General features: G+C 46.6%; 27 protein-coding genes. 19 read left to right on the top strand and 8 right to left on the bottom strand.

Annotated features, from left to right (window positions below; translation table 11 throughout):
• Positions 1–91: 91 nt before the first annotated feature.
• The 5 genes from K8R76_04985 to K8R76_04965 form a co-directional block, all read right to left on the bottom strand.
• Complete coding sequence (locus K8R76_04985) at positions 92–1,333, bottom strand: peptidyl-prolyl cis-trans isomerase (GenBank protein MCD4847528.1); 1,242 nt, start codon at positions 1,331–1,333, stop codon at positions 92–94.
• Positions 1,334–1,367: 34 nt separating this feature from the next.
• Positions 1,368–1,583, bottom strand: a complete 216-nt coding sequence (locus tag K8R76_04980) for a DNA-directed RNA polymerase subunit omega (protein MCD4847527.1) — start codon at positions 1,581–1,583, stop codon at positions 1,368–1,370.
• A gap of 98 nt (positions 1,584–1,681) precedes the next feature.
• Complete coding sequence (locus K8R76_04975; protein ID MCD4847526.1) at positions 1,682–3,088, bottom strand: hypothetical protein; 1,407 nt, start codon at positions 3,086–3,088, stop codon at positions 1,682–1,684.
• 106 nt (positions 3,089–3,194) lie between these two features.
• On the bottom strand, positions 3,195–3,794 hold the full coding sequence (locus K8R76_04970) for a hypothetical protein (GenBank protein ID MCD4847525.1): 600 nt from the start codon (positions 3,792–3,794) through the stop codon (positions 3,195–3,197).
• Positions 3,795–3,924: 130 nt separating this feature from the next.
• Positions 3,925–4,248 carry a DUF3467 domain-containing protein gene (locus K8R76_04965; GenBank protein MCD4847524.1) on the bottom strand — a complete coding sequence of 108 codons (324 nt, stop codon included), beginning with the start codon at positions 4,246–4,248 and terminating at the stop codon, positions 3,925–3,927.
• A 66-nt stretch (positions 4,249–4,314) separates the two neighbouring features.
• On the opposite strand from K8R76_04965, the gene K8R76_04960 reads away from it, so the two are divergent.
• From K8R76_04960 to K8R76_04890, 15 genes are all read left to right on the top strand, one after another.
• Complete coding sequence (locus K8R76_04960) at positions 4,315–5,310, top strand: D-glycero-beta-D-manno-heptose-7-phosphate kinase (protein ID MCD4847523.1); 996 nt, start codon at positions 4,315–4,317, stop codon at positions 5,308–5,310.
• Between the two features lie 31 nt (positions 5,311–5,341).
• Positions 5,342–5,785 (top strand): D-glycero-beta-D-manno-heptose 1-phosphate adenylyltransferase, encoded by a 444-nt coding sequence (gene rfaE2 / locus K8R76_04955; protein MCD4847522.1) that lies wholly within the window; start codon positions 5,342–5,344, stop codon positions 5,783–5,785.
• A gap of 90 nt (positions 5,786–5,875) precedes the next feature.
• A complete protein-coding gene (locus tag K8R76_04950; GenBank protein ID MCD4847521.1) occupies positions 5,876–7,951 on the top strand; it encodes a sodium-translocating pyrophosphatase in 2,076 nt (691 codons plus the stop codon).
• Positions 7,952–7,963: 12 nt separating this feature from the next.
• Positions 7,964–8,209 carry a NifU family protein gene (locus tag K8R76_04945; GenBank protein ID MCD4847520.1) on the top strand — a complete coding sequence of 82 codons (246 nt, stop codon included), beginning with the start codon at positions 7,964–7,966 and terminating at the stop codon, positions 8,207–8,209.
• A gap of 62 nt (positions 8,210–8,271) precedes the next feature.
• The gene (locus K8R76_04940; GenBank protein ID MCD4847519.1) at positions 8,272–9,036 is read left to right on the top strand and encodes a PASTA domain-containing protein; all 765 of its coding nucleotides are present in this window, start codon (positions 8,272–8,274) and stop codon (positions 9,034–9,036) included.
• On the top strand, positions 9,037–9,720 hold the full coding sequence (gene rpe, locus K8R76_04935; GenBank protein MCD4847518.1) for a ribulose-phosphate 3-epimerase: 684 nt from the start codon (positions 9,037–9,039) through the stop codon (positions 9,718–9,720).
• Positions 9,717–10,055, top strand: coding sequence for a hypothetical protein (locus tag K8R76_04930; GenBank protein MCD4847517.1), 339 nt, complete (start codon positions 9,717–9,719; stop codon positions 10,053–10,055). Before rpe ends, K8R76_04930 begins: the two co-directional genes overlap by 4 nt.
• A gap of 106 nt (positions 10,056–10,161) precedes the next feature.
• Positions 10,162–11,478: a signal recognition particle protein gene (gene ffh / locus K8R76_04925; GenBank protein ID MCD4847516.1), complete on the top strand. Its 1,317-nt coding sequence runs from the start codon at positions 10,162–10,164 to the stop codon at positions 11,476–11,478.
• A 23-nt stretch (positions 11,479–11,501) separates the two neighbouring features.
• The gene (gene rpsP, locus K8R76_04920; protein MCD4847515.1) at positions 11,502–11,813 is read left to right on the top strand and encodes a 30S ribosomal protein S16; all 312 of its coding nucleotides are present in this window, start codon (positions 11,502–11,504) and stop codon (positions 11,811–11,813) included.
• Positions 11,814–11,867: 54 nt separating this feature from the next.
• Positions 11,868–12,098 carry a KH domain-containing protein gene (locus K8R76_04915; GenBank protein MCD4847514.1) on the top strand — a complete coding sequence of 77 codons (231 nt, stop codon included), beginning with the start codon at positions 11,868–11,870 and terminating at the stop codon, positions 12,096–12,098.
• A complete protein-coding gene (locus tag K8R76_04910) occupies positions 12,091–12,621 on the top strand; it encodes a hypothetical protein (protein MCD4847513.1) in 531 nt (176 codons plus the stop codon). Before K8R76_04915 ends, K8R76_04910 begins: the two co-directional genes overlap by 8 nt.
• Positions 12,622–12,638: 17 nt before the next feature.
• A complete protein-coding gene (trmD, locus tag K8R76_04905) occupies positions 12,639–13,391 on the top strand; it encodes a tRNA (guanosine(37)-N1)-methyltransferase TrmD (protein ID MCD4847512.1) in 753 nt (250 codons plus the stop codon).
• Positions 13,384–13,752, top strand: a complete 369-nt coding sequence (rplS, locus tag K8R76_04900) for a 50S ribosomal protein L19 (protein ID MCD4847511.1) — start codon at positions 13,384–13,386, stop codon at positions 13,750–13,752. The genes trmD and rplS overlap by 8 nt, the downstream gene beginning before the upstream one ends.
• 62 nt (positions 13,753–13,814) lie before the next feature.
• A complete protein-coding gene (locus K8R76_04895) occupies positions 13,815–14,378 on the top strand; it encodes a ribonuclease HII (GenBank protein ID MCD4847510.1) in 564 nt (187 codons plus the stop codon).
• Positions 14,371–14,730, top strand: a complete 360-nt coding sequence (locus K8R76_04890) for a YraN family protein (protein ID MCD4847509.1) — start codon at positions 14,371–14,373, stop codon at positions 14,728–14,730. Before K8R76_04895 ends, K8R76_04890 begins: the two co-directional genes overlap by 8 nt.
• A 137-nt stretch (positions 14,731–14,867) precedes the next feature.
• On the opposite strand, the gene K8R76_04885 is transcribed toward K8R76_04890, so the two are convergent.
• Positions 14,868–15,290 (bottom strand): hypothetical protein, encoded by a 423-nt coding sequence (locus K8R76_04885; GenBank protein ID MCD4847508.1) that lies wholly within the window; start codon positions 15,288–15,290, stop codon positions 14,868–14,870.
• A gap of 220 nt (positions 15,291–15,510) precedes the next feature.
• On the opposite strand from K8R76_04885, the gene K8R76_04880 reads away from it, so the two are divergent.
• The 4 genes from K8R76_04880 (at position 15,511) to K8R76_04865 (ending at position 19,489) form a co-directional block, all read left to right on the top strand.
• Positions 15,511–15,987: a hypothetical protein gene (locus K8R76_04880; protein ID MCD4847507.1), complete on the top strand. Its 477-nt coding sequence runs from the start codon at positions 15,511–15,513 to the stop codon at positions 15,985–15,987.
• Positions 15,988–16,127: 140 nt separating this feature from the next.
• Complete coding sequence (locus K8R76_04875) at positions 16,128–17,129, top strand: family 10 glycosylhydrolase (protein MCD4847506.1); 1,002 nt, start codon at positions 16,128–16,130, stop codon at positions 17,127–17,129.
• 70 nt (positions 17,130–17,199) lie between these two features.
• A complete protein-coding gene (locus K8R76_04870; GenBank protein ID MCD4847505.1) occupies positions 17,200–18,735 on the top strand; it encodes a YifB family Mg chelatase-like AAA ATPase in 1,536 nt (511 codons plus the stop codon).
• A gap of 64 nt (positions 18,736–18,799) precedes the next feature.
• The gene (locus K8R76_04865) at positions 18,800–19,489 is read left to right on the top strand and encodes a class I SAM-dependent methyltransferase (GenBank protein MCD4847504.1); all 690 of its coding nucleotides are present in this window, start codon (positions 18,800–18,802) and stop codon (positions 19,487–19,489) included.
• 120 nt (positions 19,490–19,609) lie between these two features.
• Here K8R76_04865 and K8R76_04860 read toward each other — a convergent pair whose 3' ends face one another.
• Together K8R76_04860 and K8R76_04855 are read right to left on the bottom strand one after the other, a co-directional pair.
• Positions 19,610–20,467 (bottom strand): transposase, encoded by an 858-nt coding sequence (locus K8R76_04860; protein MCD4847503.1) that lies wholly within the window; start codon positions 20,465–20,467, stop codon positions 19,610–19,612.
• A 24-nt stretch (positions 20,468–20,491) separates the two neighbouring features.
• The coding region (locus tag K8R76_04855; protein ID MCD4847502.1) for a metal ABC transporter permease at positions 20,492–21,187 on the bottom strand (696 nt) is incomplete at its 5' end.

The raw sequence follows: 21,187 nt of genomic DNA, 5'->3' as shown, positions 1-21,187 counted from the left end.
GAATGTATGGAGTGAATATGAGCCAGCGAGGTGCCAGAGAAAACCCCGGGTAGTTCACCCCGGGGTTCTTTCGCAACTGATGTATTATTTTCTAAAGAGTTGAATCTTCTGTATTCTCTTCATTCAGTTCTGAGTTCTGGTCTAAGAGAAGCTCTTCCGGTGGAACACCCATATTCTGAATCATCCATTCCGCATCATCCACGAAATCCGATTCAGGATAATTGTCTATTACAGCCTGAAAAGCTTCTATTGCGGAATCGTAATCCGCTATCTGTTCGGAGTAGGTGAATCCGATCAGGAACTGAGCCTGGTGTGCGCGTTCATGTTCAGGAAAACGTTCGATGAAGAGTTTGAAATACTCAACTGCAGTCTCAGGATTCGTTTCCATGAGATTTTGAGCTGACTGCAGAAGTGAATCCGCAGGCATGTTTTCATCCGGAAGGAACGCGTCTTCGTTTATTTCAACCCCGTACTGTTCTCTGAGCCGGGGTAGAAGGTCATCCTGGAAATATGAATTGACCATCGCAGGTTTGAGGACGTTCTCAATGGATTCTCTGACTTCCTCAAGCGGGCGTATGCCTTCTTCCTTCTTATCTGTTACAAGGAAGAAATGGTAACCCATGATGGTTGAGTAAGGTCCTGTAACTTCTCCCGCCTCAGCAGCAAACAGTGCTTCTGATATCTCTGACTGTTCACCAAGGTAAGGCAATGGAGCGTTAATGGTAATCCAGCCCATGTCCCCGTCAGTATTGACTGTAGGTTCATGCTCGCTCATTTCCAGAACGACAGTCTCAAAGGAATCACCGGCTTCAAGAGCTGCTATAACAGCTGCGGTATCTTCCTCAAGAGTCAGAAGGATCTGTGAAACTTTAACCTGTGCTTCCTGGCGGTATATGTCACCTGAGTGTTCATTGTAGTATTCGAGTATTTCCTCATCCGGAATTACGACTGCGTCTACCACTTCCTGTTGGTAGAAGGTTTGAATGAGAGCTCTTTCCTTGGCTATTATAACCTGCTGCATCGCCAGATCTACCTGAGCGATAACGAAAGAATCTTCTTCAAATTCAAGGTCTATTGCCGCAGTCAGCAGCAGTTCTCTCTCCACAATATGGTTCAGGAGGAGCCTTCTGCCCTCAGGAGTTTCAAATGAAGTTCTCTGATAAGGTGGGATCATTTCCAGCTCATCTTTAAGCATCTGTTCAGTAATCTGAGTATCGTTAACTGTTGCAAGGACTCTAGATGAATCCGTTATTTCATTATCTGAAGTGCCCTGAGTTCCACAAGCTCCCAGAATAAGTATCGCTGAAATTGTCAAGAACAGGGTTACCCTCATAACAATCATCCTTTCAAGATATCTGTTTTTTTTACTACTGTACATCATCATCAAGCGTATAAGTGATTTTTTTCTGGTAAATCTCTTTCATTGCTGTGTCAAATGGCTTTCTCTTAGCATCTTTACTGTCGATAAGAGGAGGGGCTCCGGATCTGAGCTTTCTGACCCTTTTTGCGATTGCAAGAGCCAGGACATACTGATTGTCCGACTTCTCGCCCATTGTTTCTATATCACTGAACTTATCCGACATGCAGCACCTCCATAGTGAATTCTTTAAATATTGGCAGAATAAGTACACACTTTATCCTGCTTAAAGAAAAAGGTTCCAGAATTGCAGACGTGTTTTCTTTACTGAACGGAATCCGGACCTTCAGCCGTTCCGAATTTCGAACTGATGAAGTCCCAGGATGACTCTTCAACAAGATCAACCTCCCGCTCATCGATCTGCAGGGTTCCCAGTTCGGAACGATCCCAGTTCATAATAACAGTCAATTTGTCATTAGTTCCGGGAATCGCGCCGTCTGAACGGCTGGGGAATCTGAGCGGATGGGTGAAGAAAACCTCAACTCTGGAGAGTTCGGGGTCCATTGTAGTGTAAGCCACGAATTTCATGGTTTCAACCAGGACAGAGTCGCCCCTTGCTCTTCTTGAAGTTCCACGAGGATTTTCGTAGAAGATATATGTTGTATCGGGAATAACTTCAAACACATACTCGCCACCGAGTGGGTCGATAAGATTATCGATATCCACATCGAGATTTTCCGGCAGTTTTGGATGAATAACAGATGGATATCTCTGGGCAAGGTATGCAGCCTGCTCTTCTGCTGCGCGGATAAGGTTTGCTCTTGAAACCTGAAGTCTTCTCATTTCGGCGTACTCCGGGAAGCTGAAGACCGTCAGTGTTTCGGACCAGTCTTCCTCCAGGAACAATGAATCGGGGAAATCTTTCTCAATAAGACCGCCAACTACACCACCATGCCTGTCAATATTGGGACAGGAAAGGGAGAACTGTGTACCAAGAGCGAGTTTTGGGTCGTAGGAATAGATTGAATCGTAAAAACCTGATTCCCAGAGTGACGGACATACTGCGATAACCAGAGCAGCAACTGAGTCCATCCTGGCCGGAGCTATGATATTGTTGAAGTTCAGAATCATTGATTCCATCGAACTGATCGAGGATGCGAGGTCAGATCCGGTCATTATAAGTAATTCCGGGTCAAAACCTATAGAATCATTAAAGAATTCCCCTGGTGACAGTTCACCCTCTTCTTCAAATGCAAGTGTGTTGTCAATAATGTAAATATCTCTTAGCGTAATCAGAGAATCCAGTGAAAATCCGAGAGAACCTTCATATTCGCTGATAACAAGTTCAAGATTTATCTGCGCAGTGTTTAATGAATCAAGAAAGTTCTCCATATCCAATATGGCGTTTTCATTCCACAGGTCTTTCCATTGCTGCGGAATTTGAACCTTTCGTATTCTGTCGTTGTTAAACGAAACCAGTATACTGTCATTATTAATTGAAGCATCGAAAAAATTGTTTGCTTCCGCGAAGCTCAGAAGGCTGTCAAGATCAGGAGCGGGAATCCCTTCGGAGACATACATATGATGGATGTTGGCGATTGAAAGAACACTCATTTGTGAACGACAGAATTCCCTTGGAATCCTGTACGTTTCGACTCTCTGATGAATTCTGAATACCAGAAATACTGCCAACAGTACAATCAGAATTCTCACAAGAATCTTTGATCTCATAGACTATCCCTCCGGCTACAGTCAAAATTGCTTCAGAAGACTGAACATGTAAACACGTGATGTTGAATCTACCCATCTTGTTTCACACCTGTCAATACATGATGAGCTATTGCATCTGTTCGATTACTGGAACCGGATATATCAATCCGGCTATTACGGACGAAGGATTGATATTATTGATTCCATCCGGTTTTTCAATTACGGTTTCTATACGTTCACCTCCTGATCCGACGTGACCTGTATAGCAGCTGTCAAGTTGATTCACGATAGATCTGGCTCCGGTAACCTGTACGATAGTGTTTGATAGAACCGGCCATAGATATCTTTCCGGAACAGGTCCGGCTGCATTTATCTTAACCGGGAGATATCGTGTAATTCTGTGATCTATTGTGACAGTAATCGACGGAGGATTAAATGATATCGCTGAAAGACTTGAATAGCGATCGCCACTGAATCGTACATTACTCTCAGTAAGTTCGTGAGATCTACTGTAAGGATAAGTCTGCTCCTGATTGGGAATTACTACATTAATGTGAAGTATTTCCGGTTTTCTTAGAATCTGATCGCGAAGAACACCTATGCCCTTACCGGCAAAAACGACTGAAACTGAGTCCTGTCTTTCGTAATCAATTACGATGAAATCGTCGGACAGTACCGGAGCGGGGACAGGAAGCTTCTCGATTATTTCAAATTGTATATCATTCATGGAAATTATCCATAAAGTGACAGAAATAAACATTGCAAGTACCCATTGCCATATATAGGTCTTTCCTTTAACCCACATAATTCAACTTATTTCTGTTCATTTCACCAATTTCATTCAGCAAGAGCATTTTTCATTTACTTCCGGATTCGACCTCTTCAATCGCCGGATTCTGGAAACCGAATGAAGTCTGGCTTCCGGAGTCCAGTTTTCCAAATTTGCTTTCATATGAGCTAATCTGAGATTCCAGTGTTTTTACAAGAGCTTTCATCCTGTGGGGTGATACGATAATTCTTGACATGAGCTTCGCGTTGTTCACTCCTGGAACAATTCGGGCAAAATCCAGTATGAATTCTGCCCGTGAAGCTGCGACAAAGAAAACATTGCTGTATACTCCATCAGTGTCAGCCGTGCTGGCGTTGATTCTCGGTGGCTGATTTATCATCTTTGGGTTCACGGTTACTCCTTTTGTCGGTTTGCCGGAGGACAGGCGACAGAGCACCAGATCCGGATGGAGGAATTTTTGATACCAGATAACAATATAGAAAACATACTTAAAAGAATGCAGGGGAAAAGGGTGCTTGTCGCTGGTGATCTGATTCTTGACCATTATCTTGATGGCAAAGTTGATAGAATATCTCCGGAAGCACCTATACCGATAGTATCGCTGGAGAGAAAGCATGAGAGATGGGTACTGGGCGGCGCGGCGAATGTAGCTCGTAACATTCGTTCTCTGGGTGGTATTCCTGTAATGGCCGGAGTAACAGGAGAGGATAAAGAGGGTGAGATACTGAAGCGGTTACTGCTTGATGAAGGAGTGGATGTATCCGCTGTGGTTTCAGATCCGGCACGTCCTACAACATTGAAAACAAGGATAATATCCGGCGGGCATCAGGTAATAAGACTGGATAGTGAGGTTACTGATCCGATTTCTGAATCTGTCATGCAGGATATACTCTCAAGAATTGAGGGAACTGTTTCACAGATGGATGCAGTAGTACTTGAGGATTACAACAAGGGAGTTCTTGTTCCTGAACTTATTTCACGAATAATCTCTGCCTCGAAATCCCGGGGAATCCCGGTGGCAGTAGATCCCAAATTCATCAATTTCTTTAAATTCAGCGGATGCACTCTCTTCAAACCCAATAGATTGGAAATTTCACGCGCACTAAGTAGAGTTGTTAACACAGTTGAAGAAGCCGGTAATGCCGGTAATGAGATTCTGAACAGACTGTCCGCGGATGCCGTCCTTGTAACTCTGGGTGAGGAAGGAAGTATCCTGTGCCGAAAAGACCGTGATCCGTTCTATAGACCTGTTGCGGCAAGGCATGTATTCGATGTCTCGGGAGCTGGAGATACTGTTATTGCAGTTATGGCTCTTTCACTGGCATCCGGATTGCCTCTGGATGATGGAGTACGGATTTCAATTTTCGCAGCTGCGGCGACATGTGCTGAACCGGGTGTATACGCGGTGAAGCCGAACGACATTTTGAGGGAGGTTGATCGCTATTCTCGATAAAAGAGTATTAACAGAGGATGATGCTGCTGTTATGAGCGCTGAACTCAGAGCGAATGGCTGCAGAATCGTATTCACCAATGGATGTTTTGATATCATTCACCCCGGACATGTACATATTGTTCGGAAGGCACGCGCATTTGGAGATGTTCTCTTTCTGGGAGTGAATACGGATGATTCAATATCCAGACTCAAAGGACCCAGCAGACCGTTTATCACGCTTGAAGCCCGTTTGCAGCTCCTGCTTGAATTGAGATCAGTAAGTTTTGTCGTACCCTTTGACGAAGATACTCCGCTTAAACTCATCAAGAAAATAGTTCCTGATGTTATAGTAAAGGGTGGAGATTATACGATTGATTCAGTAGTCGGTGCTGATTTCGTCAAATCCCATGGTGGCCGAGTCGAAATAATTCCTCTGATGAAGGGGTTTTCATCAACCGCAATCATCACAGCTCTAAATCATCAGAATAATCAATGAGTCTTGACTGGAAAGGTTTACTGGAGTAGTAAAGGCACATTCTCTGGAGAATCCAAATGGACTTAAGCAGTATTCAATCAAGGAGTATTGATGAGTAGCACCCAGATACTATTCCGATTCTTCGGTCCTGTTGTGGCGATTCTAACTGGACTGGTGGCCGCCAGGCGGTATCTACTTTTAAAGAAGGAACCTCGTGGTACAGACAGAATGATCCGACTGTCAGAGATGATTCATTCAGGCGCGATGACCTATCTTTCAACACAATACCGCATCCTTCTGATATTTGTTGTTCTGATTTCTATAGCCTTGTTTGCGGGTGTTGATTCGGGAACAGCTTTAGCTTTTATATTCGGCGCAGGATTCAGTATGATCGCCGGTTACATCGGAATGAACGCGGCGACAATAGGAAACGTGAGAACTACAAATGCGGCAAGAAACAGCCTTTCAAAGGCTCTTTCCGTTGCATTCCGCAGTGGCAGTATAATGGGGCTGTCAGTAGCGGCGCTTGGGCTTCTGGGTATTTCATTATTCTACATTCTTTACAGTGACATTGCTCCCGCAAAGGCTTTTCTTGAATCCATATTCGGAGCCGTATCTCTCAAGAACATAGCCGGGTTCGGCATGGGCGCAAGCTCAATTGCTCTTTTCGCGAGAGTAGGCGGGGGAATATTCACAAAGAGCGCAGATATAGGAGCAGACCTTGTAGGGAAGATTGAGGCAGGCATACCAGAGGATGATCCCAGAAATCCTGCTGTTATCGCGGACAATGTGGGTGATAATGTCGGTGATGTTGCCGGTATGGGAGCTGATCTGTTCGAATCATATGTCGGCAGTATTATAGCGGCAGTAGTCCTGGCTTTCGGCTTCAGTGTTACAGGTATCATTCCGACAGGACTGCTATCCTCCGGCTCAGGTGTTTCCGGATCAGGAACTCTGATTGCTCTTCCAATCATTCTGGCAGCACTCGGAACTCTTGCCAGTATCGCAGGAGTTGTTTCCGTTGGAGTACTCAGCCGGAAGGGAAGCCCGGCTACCGTCCTCAGAAATTCGACTTTCATAAGCACTATTCTGTCAATTATTTTCGCTTTCGCGGCAATACGCCTTCTTGGAGTGGGATCAGGCGTCTTCTGGGCGATTGTCTGCGGGGTTGTTTCGGGAACCGCAATCGGTCTGATTACAGAATATTTCACAAGCGGAGGACCAGTCAGAAGAATTGCCAAAAGTACGACAACAGGACCGGCAACCTGCATTATTGAGGGAATAGCCGTCGGTATGGAATCCACGATATTCCCAATCTTGTTCATCGCTGCCGCTACAATGATCAGCTATCATTTTGCCGGTCTTTATGGAATCGCGCTCGCTGCTCTCGGGATGCTCATGAATGTTGGCATGACCATGTCAGTTGATGCATACGGACCGGTTGCGGATAATGCCGGTGGGATTGCGGAAATGGCAGCGCTGCCCGGAGATGTCAGGAAAAGAACGGATAAGCTGGATTCACTTGGAAACACCACTGCCGCAATGGGTAAAGGATTTGCGATTGGTTCAGCTGCCCTGACCGCTCTTGCTCTTTTCAGTGCATATGCCGCTTCCAGCGGTCTTCAGACAATCGACCTTCTCAAACCTAATGTTGTTGCCGGACTTCTGTTTGGTGGACTTCTTCCGTTTGTTTTCGCTTCTATTACGTTGCGAGCAGTAGGACGTACTGCCATGAAAATGGTAGAGGAAGTTCGCAGGCAGTTCCGAGAGATAAAGGGCTTGATGGAGAATGAGGCGGAACCTGATACTGAAAAATGTGTTAATATCGCGACCAGAGGCGCACTCAGCGAAATGATTCTTCCAGGCATTCTTGCCGTAATAATTCCCGTAGCAGTCTATTTCGCTTTTGGGGATGCAGGAGCTGAGACTCTTGGAGGTGTGCTTGCAGGAGCAATTGTATCCGGTGTTCTCCTGGCGATTTACATGTCAAATGCCGGAGGTGCATGGGACAATGCCAAGAAGTACATTGAAGAGGGAAACCTGGGTGGAAAAGGTTCCCCCGAACATGCTGCCGCAGTTATTGGAGATACCGTTGGCGATCCATTCAAAGATACCAGCGGACCGTCTCTGAACATCCTGATTAAGTTGATGACAATGGTTGCTCTTGTTATATCACAGATAAAATAGTCGGAGGAGAGAATGAGCGAGAATACACTCGAATTCAATGATGAGAACGTTATCGCAGAGATTGAGAAGGTCAGACCTGTCCTGCAGCGAGATGGTGGTGACATAGAATTTGTCGGGATAGAAGACAAAGTTGTCAAGGTAAGGCTTCAAGGGGCCTGCTCAGGATGCGCAATGGCCACCGTTACTCTTCAGTGGACAGTGGAAAGAAATCTAAAAGCTGTATTTCCTGAGCTTGAAAGGGTAGAAAACGTACAGTAGCAGTATACCCGGACAGACTCCCGGAAACACAGTCAAAGTGCTGAAATATGGAGGATGAACCAGTGAAATCGGTTGTAAGATATGTTATTATCGCGGTTTCGACTGCGGTATTAGCATTCATCGCCGGTACTGTCCTGGCACCGTCCATTTTTGAGACTCCACGGTTTATTTCTTCTATTGGAGCTGCTTCAGCTCCTGTAACTGTTCCCGATGTTATTGGATTAACGCGGCAGGATGCTCAAAGAGAAATAGAATCGGCAACTCTTGTGATTGCCGGTCAGTGGTCAGTATATGGTCCTTTTGAGACCATGGGCAGTGTTGTCAGACAGGATCCCCCACCAGGTGCTATGACACCCAGAGGAGCTCCTGTGAGCATATTCTGGAATATAGGTCCTCTGTACAGATCCTACTGGCCGGATTCCCTTCTCGGGCTTTCCGCCGTTGAGGCTGAAGAGAAAATCGCTGACTGGCAGCTATACTCCATTGGGAGAAGCTGGGTACCCGATCCCATGATCCCGGAGGGTCTGGTTATCGCTGTGAACCCGAGACAGTACGATAGTCTTCCGGTAACAACACCTGTCAGGCTTCTGGTTTCCACCGGCTGGCATGGAATGCCCCGTTTCGTCGGGCTTTCAATAAATGATGCCATTGATCTCGCGGAAATCAGCAACCTCATTCCCGTTGTTATTGAAGAGAGACTGACAGATGACATTCTCCAGTATAACATTGTTCTTGAGCAGATTCAGATTCCAGGTCAGCAATTTTCAGCAGGTGACTCGGTGGAATTGATAGTGGGGAAATCAGATGATAACTGGGGGAACTGGTAGATGAGAGAAATAATTATTGCTCCCTCTGTCCTTGGCTGTGACCAGGGACAAATCGCCATGGAGGCGCTGAAACTGCAGAATGCAGGTGCGGACATGATACATCTGGATGTTATGGATGGAGTATTTGTGCCTGTGCTTACTGTCGGGGCCGATGTTGCGGCATGCATCGCTCGAAAGATTGATATTCCGGTTGACGCTCATCTCATGGTGGAGAAACCAGCAGCGCTGATTGATTCATTTGCAGCTGCCGGTTGCAGGTATATTACTGTACACGCTGAGGTTACAAGTCATCTGGACAGACTTCTACAGAAAATAAGGGAATCCGGAGCCGGTGCGGGAGTCGCCATCAATCCGGCAACCGCGGTTGATTTCCTGCAGTGGGTTGCGCCTGAGGTTGATCTTGTGCTGATTATGACTGTAAATCCCGGATACGGTGGACAGAAACATCTTGAATATGTTCACTCCAAGATTCCGGCAATTCGCCGAATACTTGATGATCACGGGGGAGAGAAAGCTCTTATCTCCATTGACGGAGGAGTAACTGACTCCAATGCGGGAAGATTGGCGTCTCTGGGAGTTGATATACTGGTTTCCGGTTCTTTCATTACAAAAGCGGATGATCCCGCTGAGGCTATACGAATGCTGAGAAACGTATCTATGGCCAACTCAATGGAGATTGAATGAAGTACTTATTTTTGATTACCGCAGTTCTTTTCCTGATCATCGGTTGCTCCAGAGATACAACCAGTCTAATCGATCAGGAAGATATGGATGAGATGAGAAACGAGCTTGATATCAGAAGATGCGAATCCAGGATGGATTCTCTTGGATTCGAGATTGAGGGAATGATCTATCATGCATCTCTGACTGCTGATGGATACACTACTCTTGAAGAACTTCTTCCCGATTCGATTCCAGGATGTCCTGTTTCGAAACAGCCCTATGTCATTGATGAAACTGAATCCGGTTTTACTATTACATGCCCCGTCGGACATGGTTCTGTTAACGTATTGAAGTAAACTTCCCTCTGTTTGGATTATTCCGTTTGTCGAAGTATAGTTGCATGCTCTGTATTGTAGAGTATTTGTATGTTATTTACCTATCTGATCCAATTGGAGGGCAGATTTGTTCGACAGGCTGACAGACAGTCTCTCAGATGCTTTCAGGAAGCTGACAAGCCGAGGTGTCATTAACGAATCCAACATCAGGGATGCTATGCGACTTGTTCGCAGGGCATTGCTGGAAGCTGACGTCAATTTCAAAGTAGCGAAACAGTTCGTAAGTACTGTCAGTGAGAAAGCCCTGGGTGAGAGTGTTCTGAAAAGCCTTTCTCCGGGACAGCAGGTAATAAAAGTAGTTAATGAAGAACTGATTAAGCTTCTAGGTTCTGAAAGAACCTCTCTTGAATTTTCCGGTAAACCTCCAATAGTCTATCTTCTTGTTGGTTTGCAGGGTTCGGGTAAAACGACTACAGCAGGCAGAATGGCATACTGGCTCGCGGAAAAAAAGGGTAAGAGATCTCTTCTGGCAGCGTGTGATCTACAGAGACCCGCGGCTATTGAACAGCTGGAAAAGATCGCGAAGGACTCGGGTGCCGGTTTCTACGCAAGGAGAGACACGAAGAATCCGGTGGAAGTTCTTCGGGAAGCAATGCATGAAGCACGAATGAACAGCTACGACATCGTTGTGGCGGATACAGCAGGAAGGCTGCATGTGAACGATGAACTGATGGAGGAACTGGAGGAAATCAGTGAAGTTGCGAATGCTGTTGAAACATTGCTGGTACTTGATGGTCTGTCCGGTCAGGATGCTGTAAACGTTGCAGTTGAATTCCAGGAAAGAATTGGATTTACAGGTTCCGTGATAACGAAGATGGATGGCGATTCACGAGGAGGTGCTGCGTTATCTTTCAGGGCGGTAACCGGAAAACCCATTAAGTTCATTGGAGTAGGAGAGGGTGTTGATGGCCTTGAACCGATGGATCCGACCCGAATGGCCGGAAGGATCCTTGGTATGGGTGATGTGGTTGGTCTTGCGGAAAAAGCTCAGAGCACATTGGACATGAAAGAAGCTGAGAAGCTGGAGAAAAAGCTTATCTCCAACTCCTTCACGCTTGAGGACTTCGCGGGAGAACTACGCCGCATAAGAAAGATGGGTTCTCTTGGTGACCTGATGGCTATGCTTCCGAAGAGCATGAGACCCGCAGGTATGAATCTGGACACTTCTCAATTCACGAAGATGGAAGCCATCATCAGTTCAATGACAAGAAAGGAAAGAACTCATCCGGAGATAATCAACGGAAACAGACGAAGGAGAATATCACAGGGCAGCGGTACGAAAGTGAATGATGTAAACAGACTGCTGCGCGAATTCGGATCAATGAAGAAAATGATGAAGCAGATGAAATCCGGGAGATTCAAGCTACCCGGCATAATCCGCTGATCTGGAGGTGAAACTTGGTAATTATTCGCTTAAAAAGAATTGGATGTAAAGGTCAACCATTCTACAGAATTGTAGCCGCTGACAGAAGGAAAGCCACAGATGGCAGATTTCTTGATAGTTTCGGGTACTACGACCCCCTGCGCAAACCAATGGAAGTTAAAGTAGACGAGGAAAGGGTTTTTCACTGGCTGGATAGGGGAGCACAGGTCTCCGATACGGTCAGAAACCTGCTTAAGCGCACAGGCACCTGGGGTAAATGGTCCAGGCACTCCGGTGGTGAAGAAGGTATACCGCTGGAAGTGGTTCTAATAAAAGGGAAGAGCAGAACCTCGTAATGGATAACTGGTGCGATTTACTGTCTGAATAACCACCTGAACTGGAGGACCCTCATGAAAGAACTTATCGAAATCATGGCCAGAACGCTCGTTGAAGATCCTGAGGCGGTTTCTGTAGAAGAGACGATGGAAGAAGACGTAATTGTCTTTGAATTGAGAGTCGCGGAGAGCGATCTCGGAAGAGTAATAGGCCGCGAGGGAAAAATAGCGAAAGCGATGAGACTTATAATCAGATCAGCTGCTGCCCGACTGGAGCAGAAGGCTACAGTAAGAATCATTGACTGATATTTCGGTGATGGCTCCCGGTGATATTGTATATCTCGGGTATGTGGAGAAACCTCACGGATTAAAGGGTGGATTTGCAGTTCGCATTTTTTCCGGGATCGGTCATGCGGTCATTCCTCCGGGAACAGGAATCCTGCTGGAAGAGAACATTTCCATGACTGTAAACCGCTGTACTGTTCGGAGTGACTCTCGGATTAATCTCACTCTGAAGGAGATTCGTAACAGGGAGGACGCTGACAGGTACAAAGGTTGCTCCATCTTCATAAAGCGAGATGAAGCGGAGAGGATGCTTTCGTTCTTCCCTCTTTACGGTTTTATCGGCATGGAGATCCGGTCAGAGGGCAAAACATATCCGGTTGTGGATATTGAGCCATCAGATTCTAACCCGCTTCTTCTTGTTGAGGATACGGAAACAGGATTTCATGTACCACTTGCACTGGTGCTGAATGAGGGAAATATCAGGTGGAAGGATAAGATCATTGAGCTTGTTCTTCCAGTTGGTCTGAACGATCTGTCTCCATAATGAATGGAGTTTCCAGTATGAAAACAGCTGTGGCAACGCTGTTTCCAGATCTGTTTATTCCATTCACGGAACATGGAATAATTGGAAAAGCGATTGAAACCGGCAGGGTTGAACTGACGGTTTTCGATATACGAAAAAAGGCTGTAGACAGCCGAGGTTCAGTTGACGATTATCAGTTCGGGGGTGGCGCAGGGATGCTCCTCAGACCCGAACCGCTGTTTGAAACACTTGAGGAGATACCCTGGAGAGAGAATTCCAGGATAGTATTCATGACTCCTCAGGGAAGAAAACTGGATCACGGTCTTGCTCAGGAATTAGCTGAGTGCGGAAAAATGATAATATTCTGTGGCAGATATGGCGGAATTGACCAGAGATTCAGGGAACACGCTGTTACAGATGAGATCAGTGTTGGCGATGCTGTGGTTTCCGGTGGCGAGATCCCTGCCATGTTTCTTATGGAAGCTGTCTTCAGATGGCTTCCGGGGGTGCTTGGCAGAATGGAATCCGCACAATCGGACAGTTTTGCGACGGGATTGCTTGATTATCCCAGGTATACCAGACCAGCTGAATACAGGGGCATGAAAGTTCCCGATATTCTGATTTCAGGCAATCATGCTGAGATAGAGAAGTGGAGATTCAAGAAAGCACTGGAGCTTACCGGCAAGCAGCGTCCTGACCTGCTTGACCCGGAAAGCCGGGACTGTGTAAAAGAACGATTTGTTCAGGCGATAAGACTGGCAGATCGACAGAAGGAGCAGAAAAATGGATGATATTATCCGGAGTGTTGAAGCATCACATATCAAAGAGAATCTACCGGAGTTCAAACCGGGGGATACAGTCAAAGTGCACTTTCAGGTTGTGGAGGGTAACAAAGTTCGTGTACAGGTTTTCCAGGGTGTTGTAATATCCCGCAGAGGCGGAGGAACATCTGAAACCTTTACAGTAAGGAAAATTTCGGGCGGAGTGAGCGTCGAAAGAATATTCCCTCTGAACACTCCCCTCATTGAGCGGATTGAAGTGACCCGAATCGGCAAAGTGCGCAGAGCGAAGCTTTTTTACCTGCGAGACAAGACAGGTAAGTCAGCCAGGATAAAAGAGAAGAAAACGTACGGCTCCAGGAAGAAATCCTGACCCATACTCCTTTATTCGAGTTCGATGAAAGTTACCGGCTGGATAACCCTGTTCTAATAGGGATGGACGAAGCCGGCCGGGGTCCTCTTGCCGGGCCCCTGGTGGCTGCAGCCGTATCCCTCCCGCGGGGTGCGTATCTGCTGGGAGTAACTGACAGCAAGAAGCTGTCCGATAAAAAGCGCAGGGCTCTTTTCCCTTTGATCATCGAAATTGCCATTGGATATTCCACGGGAATTGTAGAGTATTCGGAAATAGATAAAGTGGGAATGGCAGAATCTGTCCGCCTGGCCTTTAACAGAGCAGCTCAGGCTATTGATATAAAGGACGCGCTCTATCTTGTTGATGGTCTGCCGATAAGGAACCTTCCTCTGCAATCCAGATTCATCGTAAAAGGTGACTCGAAGAGCCTGTCCATAGCTGCCGCCAGTATCATCGCAAAAGTAACCAGAGATGATATAATGATCAGAGCCGACAGAGAATTTCCGGGGTACGGTTTCGCTTCCAACAAGGGGTATGGATCCGGAGAGCACATGAAGGCTATTGAGAAACTCGGCCCTTCCCCGATTCACAGAATGTCTTTTGCTCCTATGAAATATGATAAACAGATTCGGATGCATTTTGAGTGATATTTCCAGGGGAGCTGAGGGTTTTGTCTGCGAATGGTTACAGGCCCGCGGATGGACTGTAGTCGCCCGCAATTTCCGGACCCGCAGAGCTGAAGTCGATATCATCGCGAAAAGTAATGGAATTCTTGCATTCGTTGAAGTTAAATTCGCCAGTGATGGAAGCACGACAATGCCGCTTGAGAAGATCGATTCAAAAAAACAGGCAAGAATAATCCACGCGGCGGGTTTCTATCTGGCGAAGCACGATCCTCAGGATCAGATCAGATTCGATGTTGCAGTAGTTCGCGGCACGTCTTCCGAATTCAGAATGGACACCTACCTGGAGGACGCTTTCCGTCCCGAACCGCTCTAGACCTCATATCCAGTGATTTGTACATGAGTCCGGAGTCTTTCTACAATTCCAGGTTCATCCGGAAAAATAGAACGCTATTCTCTCTCTGGATTTTTTGTCCATGTCATTTCCGTAGAACCTCAGAAACAATTCTTTTTTTAGATCACTAAGCGGAATATTGCCATCCTGTAAATATCCTGCAGACCCATTTCCGCTACCCATCTGTCTATGTAAGCAATATCAAGATCGCCAACTGAAGCGAATAAGTTTTGTATATCACCAATCTGCACTTCTGAATGGCTGTCCCTTGACCACCAGAGTTTTGATAAGATCAGATCCTCGGGGCTTACTATCCACATGGGAATTTTCTCGATGAGAATATGACGCTTCCTTTGAAATTCAATGTTTCGATATGTTGCTGATCGAATTACCGTTAAGAGAATATTCCGGAAGAGTGCATATGTCAAACAGCCGATAGGAAACCAGGTTGAATAATGCATGTGGTTCCCGGACTGGGTCCGGAAACTTGATTTTCCAGCTTCTTCCTTAAGCACATCGTGCAGTTTACCGCTGGATCCCATACTTCCAGCTGCCAGGATTAAATATACCTACATTTAACAAGGTAGAGTCGATATTGGAAACCATAAAATCAGAGTTATTACACTTGACAACATATCACACAATGAATTAGTCTCCTTCTACAATGCTGCAAATAAATCAGAATAAGGAGGTACTTATTACAGAATAGATACCTCGTGAGTGGTCTTTTTCGGGAATCAGTAAGCGAAAGGATGATGAAAAATGAAACCTGTCTTAACAAAGTGTGTTCCTGTTCTTTTGATCCTTTTTATGATGATTGGTTGTGATGATCCAAATGAATCGGGAATAGAGGATTGTAAGGATTTTAAAGATGCAACCGTGGCTTATTCCGGCGGTGATTTAAATACTGAAATTGAGTTCTATGATGACATGTGCCTGAGTGAATTTTACTATTACTTCAATACGGATACTGATCCGGAGGCGGATTTCCTGGTTCGCTGCCATCCAACGGAGTTCACTGTTTCAAAGGAATCGGCAATTTCACCCGGTCTGTATGATGATTTAAAGTATACCGGCATACCAGTTATCAGCGGTGTGTACTATCGTCTTGAGTTTCCTTTCAGTGTTCTGGAAAATATGCCTACTGTTGCTCCGGTTACGGTAGGTTACTGGTTCTATGCGATGGACGGCTCAGACAGAATGCCCGATGACGGCAGTGAGACGATAACAGCTCCTTAATCTTATCCCGACATTGAACTTTAAATAAGGACCAGTCTTATCCCGGGGCTTTGATGAACCCCGGTTGCTGGCCTGCGCCATTCCGCTTACTCAGTTGTTCGATGCTGGAATTGAACATATCTTACAGCCCGGAGGTATATATGCATTTCCTTTCCCTCTTCATTACAGTTCTGTGCTCCATTACAGGTGTCTGGAACGCCTGGCAATGCAATAATGGGAATTGGGATGAGATCGCCCTGCTGCTGTCCTTGAACGGATACGACACTGTCTTCTACTGTGCTGCTTATGGGCCGGAAACGGATACGGAAGGCCTTCAGGAATGTCTTGACGCCTGCAACCCCCTTGGGATTGATGTTCATGCGTGGGTGGTTCTGTGGAAAACAGGCAAGTGTTCGGTGGAGGATCAAGATCGATTCGAGCTGGACGGAAGATTTCAGATCTCCAGTGACGGAGCGGTAGAGAACTGGCTCTGTCCTACAGATCCGCAGAATGTCAGTGCTATGGCGCAGTTGTGTCTGAAACTGGCAGCAGAGTATCCGGTATCCGGAATACATCTGGACTATATAAGATTTTCAAGCAATCGAGTCTGTTTCTGCGACGGATGCCGTGAACGTTTCAGAAGGTTTGCCGGAATCCGATCCATTGACTGGCCGGCCCATTGCGTCAGCGGGGGGAGACTGCATGACAGTTTCATGCAGTGGCGAGCCTTCATGATAACCGACGCTGTGCAGGCTGTGAGGGATTCCCTCTCCCGCATCAACAGGATCGTACTGCTTTCCGTGGCCGGAATACCACGCGAACAGGAGATGCGGTACTTCAGCCAGGAGTGGGACTTATGGCTACGCAGCGGAATTGTGGACTTTGTGGTTCCAATGAATTACACTGAATCCGATTCGGAGTTTGTATACTGGGGCGAACAGCAGATGGAAATAGCTGAAGGCAGGCCACTCAGTTGCGGAATAGGTTCATCCTCGACCAGTTCAACTCTCACTTCATCGGAGACTGAACACCAGGAGGCTCTTGCGGAGGAGATGGGATTTGACGGATGGGTCATATTTTATCTCTCCACTGAATTCATTGATAGACTGAGCGAAACCGTTCAATCGCGGGGAAGTAGACCGAACCCGATTCGAAACCAGTGATATCTGCTCCTTGAAATTCACTTCATTAATGCGTACACTCTAAGAAGAAGCATTTAAAGGGGGTGTTTATTTGCTTGCTCATACGAGAAGCCTTGCTGTGTTCGGAATTGATTCATATCCCGTTGAAATCGAAGCTGATATGTCCATGGGACTGCCGACCTTCACAATTGTAGGACTGCCTGACAGCGCTGTTCGTGAATCTCGACAGCGAGTTACAGCTGCAATAGCCAATCTTGGTTTCAGGCTTCCGGGTAAAAAGATAACTATCAATATGGCCCCTGCCGGAAGAAAAAAAGAAGGACCCGGATTCGATCTTCCAATCGCGATCAGCGTTCTCGCAGCCTCCGGCATAATTCCCGCAGAGACTATTGAAGATTATTTTTTTGTTGGTGAACTCGCTCTGGATGGAGCGCTGCGTCCGGTTCCCGGAGTGCTCTCAATGGCTGACAGAGCAAGAAAGGAAAGGCATTCAGGACTTATCGTACCTGCCTCCAATTCAGCGGAAGCAGGTGTGGTTTCCGGACAGAAAGTATTTCCAATCGAGGATCTCAATCATGTAATTGACTTTATGTTAGATAAATCAACAATAGAACCTGTTACGTATTCACATGCGCCTTCTGACACCGGTGGGAAAGAGGAACCTGACTTCAGCGATGTTCGAGGTCAGGAATTCGCAAAAAGAGCTTTGGAGGTTGCCGCTGCGGGCGGGCACAACATTCTCCTGATTGGTCCTCCTGGTTCCGGTAAAACCATGCTCGCCAGAAGACTTCCATCAATCCTCCCTTCTCTCCATCCTGACGAGGCGATTGAAACGACTAAAATTCACAGTGTTGCGGGACTTCTACGGAGCGGTGGATCTCTTCTGGAAACCCGCCCGTTCAGATCACCTCACCATACTGTCTCTGACGCTGGATTGATAGGAGGGGGCACCATTCCCCGTCCTGGTGAGGTGAGTCTTGCTCATAACGGAGTACTGTTTCTGGATGAGCTGCCCGAATTCAGAAGGAATGTTCTGGAGGTTCTCAGACAGCCTATGGAAGACGGAACAGTAACAATTACAAGAGCATCCATGTCGATGACTTTTCCTGCAAGGTTCACTCTGGTTGCCGCAATGAACCCGTGCCCCTGCGGATATTTCACTGACCCCGGGCATTCCTGCAACTGCACAGGCCCGCAGATACAGAGATACCTTCAGAAGATATCGGGTCCGCTCATGGACAGAATTGATATTCATATCGATGTTGCTCCGGTTAAATACCGGGATCTTTCATCCAATCTCCCAACAGGGGAGAAATCCCCTGCGATAAGGAAGCGTGTAATAGAAGCCGGGAAAATCCAGTTCAATCGATTTGAAAAGGTTGACCGCCTGTACTGCAACGCCGGAATGACTTCTCCCATGGTGAGGAAGTACTGCCATCTCAGCAGTGAAGTCAGCAAGCTCCTGAAATCCGCGATGGAAATGTACGGTTTTTCAGCCAGGGCTTACGACCGGATAGTGAAGGTTTCACGAACGATTGCAGATCTCGCGGGTTCGGAAGACATACGAACAGAACACATCGCTGAAGCGGTGCAGTACCGCTCCCTCAGCGGACAGGCTTACCTGTAATGCTGAAATATCTGAGTCAGGTCTTTTCAATAAATATCAGAGAAGCGAAAAAGGCTGATTCGCCATGACTGGTTACTACACTGAAAAAATATCCGGTCGCCGCCTGGAACTTTGTTACGAGCTGGCCACACCTCGCGTCAGACAGTACCTGGAGGCTGAAATCCAGCATGTGCTGACCCGTATGCGGTCTACAGATGTCGTATTGGAGCTGGGCTGCGGGTACGGTCGAGTGGCACTTCGTCTTGCGGAGGCTGTACGACGGGTGGTTGGAATTGACCCCGCCGGAGAGAGCCTTGAGATGGCGCGAGAGCTTGCAGGTGTGAACTCTCGCTGCGAGTTCCTGAACATGGATGCTCTTGATTTACGATATTCTGCGGGCTGGTTCGATGCAGTTATCTGTATCCAGAACGGTATCTGTGCCTTTGGGGTTAACCAGGAGGCGTTACTTCGGGAGGCGCTTCGAGTCACTCGTCCGCGAGGAATTATGCTGTTCTCTACCTACTCTGATCGATTCTGGAGGCATCGTCTCGCATGGTTCCAGGCTCAGGCGGAGGCAGACTTGATTGGACCGATCGATTACGATAAATCGGGGGATGGTGTAATAGTCTGCAGGGATGGTTTTCGTGCTGGACGATTCACACCTGAGGATTGGAGATTACTCTGCTCACGAGTCGGGTGCGATCCTGAGATCATAGAAGTAGATGAATCAAGCGTTTTCTGCGAAATCCTCAAGGAGGATTCTGCCCGACGATAACATTCAGCAAAATAGAGTCAAGTCGTGAATCCTGGCGTTCAAAATATTTTTTTTCTCAACAATAGGGTCAGGTCTTGCATTTGAGTATTTCTATCACTTTATTTGTAATATTAGTATGTATTACTTATTTGTTACAATTCTATAGATTGTTGAATTATGAACACCTAGGAATCCTGCAATATCACTTTGTGTGTAACCGAATTCATTATATGCTTTCCTTACAGCCGCGTTCCTTGTCTCTTTCATTGAGACAGTAAGATTGTCAAGCAATTCCTCAAGATCAGGACGGCATGCTGTTCTCTGGTACTTGGGGTAGTCGAGGTTATTCTTTTCCTTTTTAATTTCATCCTTCACGGATTCAATGAATCCTCTGTCCCCGAGAATAAGGTTGCCCTTAATTTCGCCAAGAGTAATATCCTTTTCAATGCCTTCGGTCACGAACTGTGAATATGCCGCTCTTGCAGAAATTTCAGATTCATTTTCCTCTGCGAATCGAGAAAGTACTGCCATTCTGTCAATACAGGTTTTTATATTATCAAATCCTGCTGTGACTCTATAACTGCTCCAGTGATACTCCTCGGGAGAACATACTGTTCCAGCTCTTACCGGGTTTAATACTATGTACCTGCATAGTTCCAGAAAATAGTTTTCCCGATCGACAAGTATAGCCCTGAATCTGCCCTGAAAGAGAGGTCCTACACGGTCATGCTTCCAGTTGAAATACTGGGCATACACACCGTTCAATTGACGCATTCCACGGGAAGTGTTTCCGTCTGCAGATTCTATCAGGATATGGTAGTGATTGTTCATGAGACAGTAGGCATAACACTTCCAGTCTGAATCACTGATACTATTTTTCAGGATATCCAAAAATTTTCCCCTGTCGCTGTCGTCTCTGAAAATGTTTCTTCGGTCGATACCACGAGTATAGATGTGGTATAGCCCACCCGGAATTTTAATGCGTAATTGTCTAGTCATTGATGTATCATATGATAATAATGCTCAAATGCAAGACCTGACCCTAATTGATATGAAGTACGCCATTGCGGCCAGCAGGATTATTACGGCGCCGGGGGGCAGATCCAGTATCCAGGCCAGCCAGAGACCGCCGAGGCTGAAGAGAGCTGTCAGAATTGAAGCTAGAACCATCATCTTCCGGAGACTCGAGGTGAACATCTCGGCGATAGCAGCAGGAATCGTGAGCATGGCGATAACCATGATCAGCCCTGTTACTTTCATCAGCATAACCGCTGTCAGAGCGGCAAGAATCAGAAACAGTCCTCTTATGAACCCCGTCGGGATACCCTGCAGCCTGCTGTATTCCTGATCGTATGAAACCGCGAGGAACTCCTTATACAGGCTGGCAATGACAATCAGAATCAGGATATCAAGAATTCCCATTAAGAGAATATCAGATTCGGATACTGCAAGCAGGCTTCCGAACAGCCAGCTCATGAGATCGGCTGAGTAGGTTCCGGAGATCTTGATAAACACCAGGCCCGCCGCCATGCCCGTTGCCCAGAATGCTGCCATGGCGGTGTCGGATCTGTTTTGTACTCTGGAAGAAATCGCACCAATTCCGATTGCCGAGGCGATTGCAAAACCGGTTGCCCCTATCAGTGGATGTATGCCGATGAGGTATGAAAGCCCAAGACCTCCAAACGATGCGTGTGCTATACTTCCCGCAAGAGCGGACAT

This window comes from Candidatus Aegiribacteria sp., assembly GCA_021108435.1.
Taxonomy (GTDB): domain Bacteria; phylum Fermentibacterota; class Fermentibacteria; order Fermentibacterales; family JCC-6; genus Aegiribacteria.
This window is presented reverse-complemented; position numbering and strand designations above follow the sequence as displayed.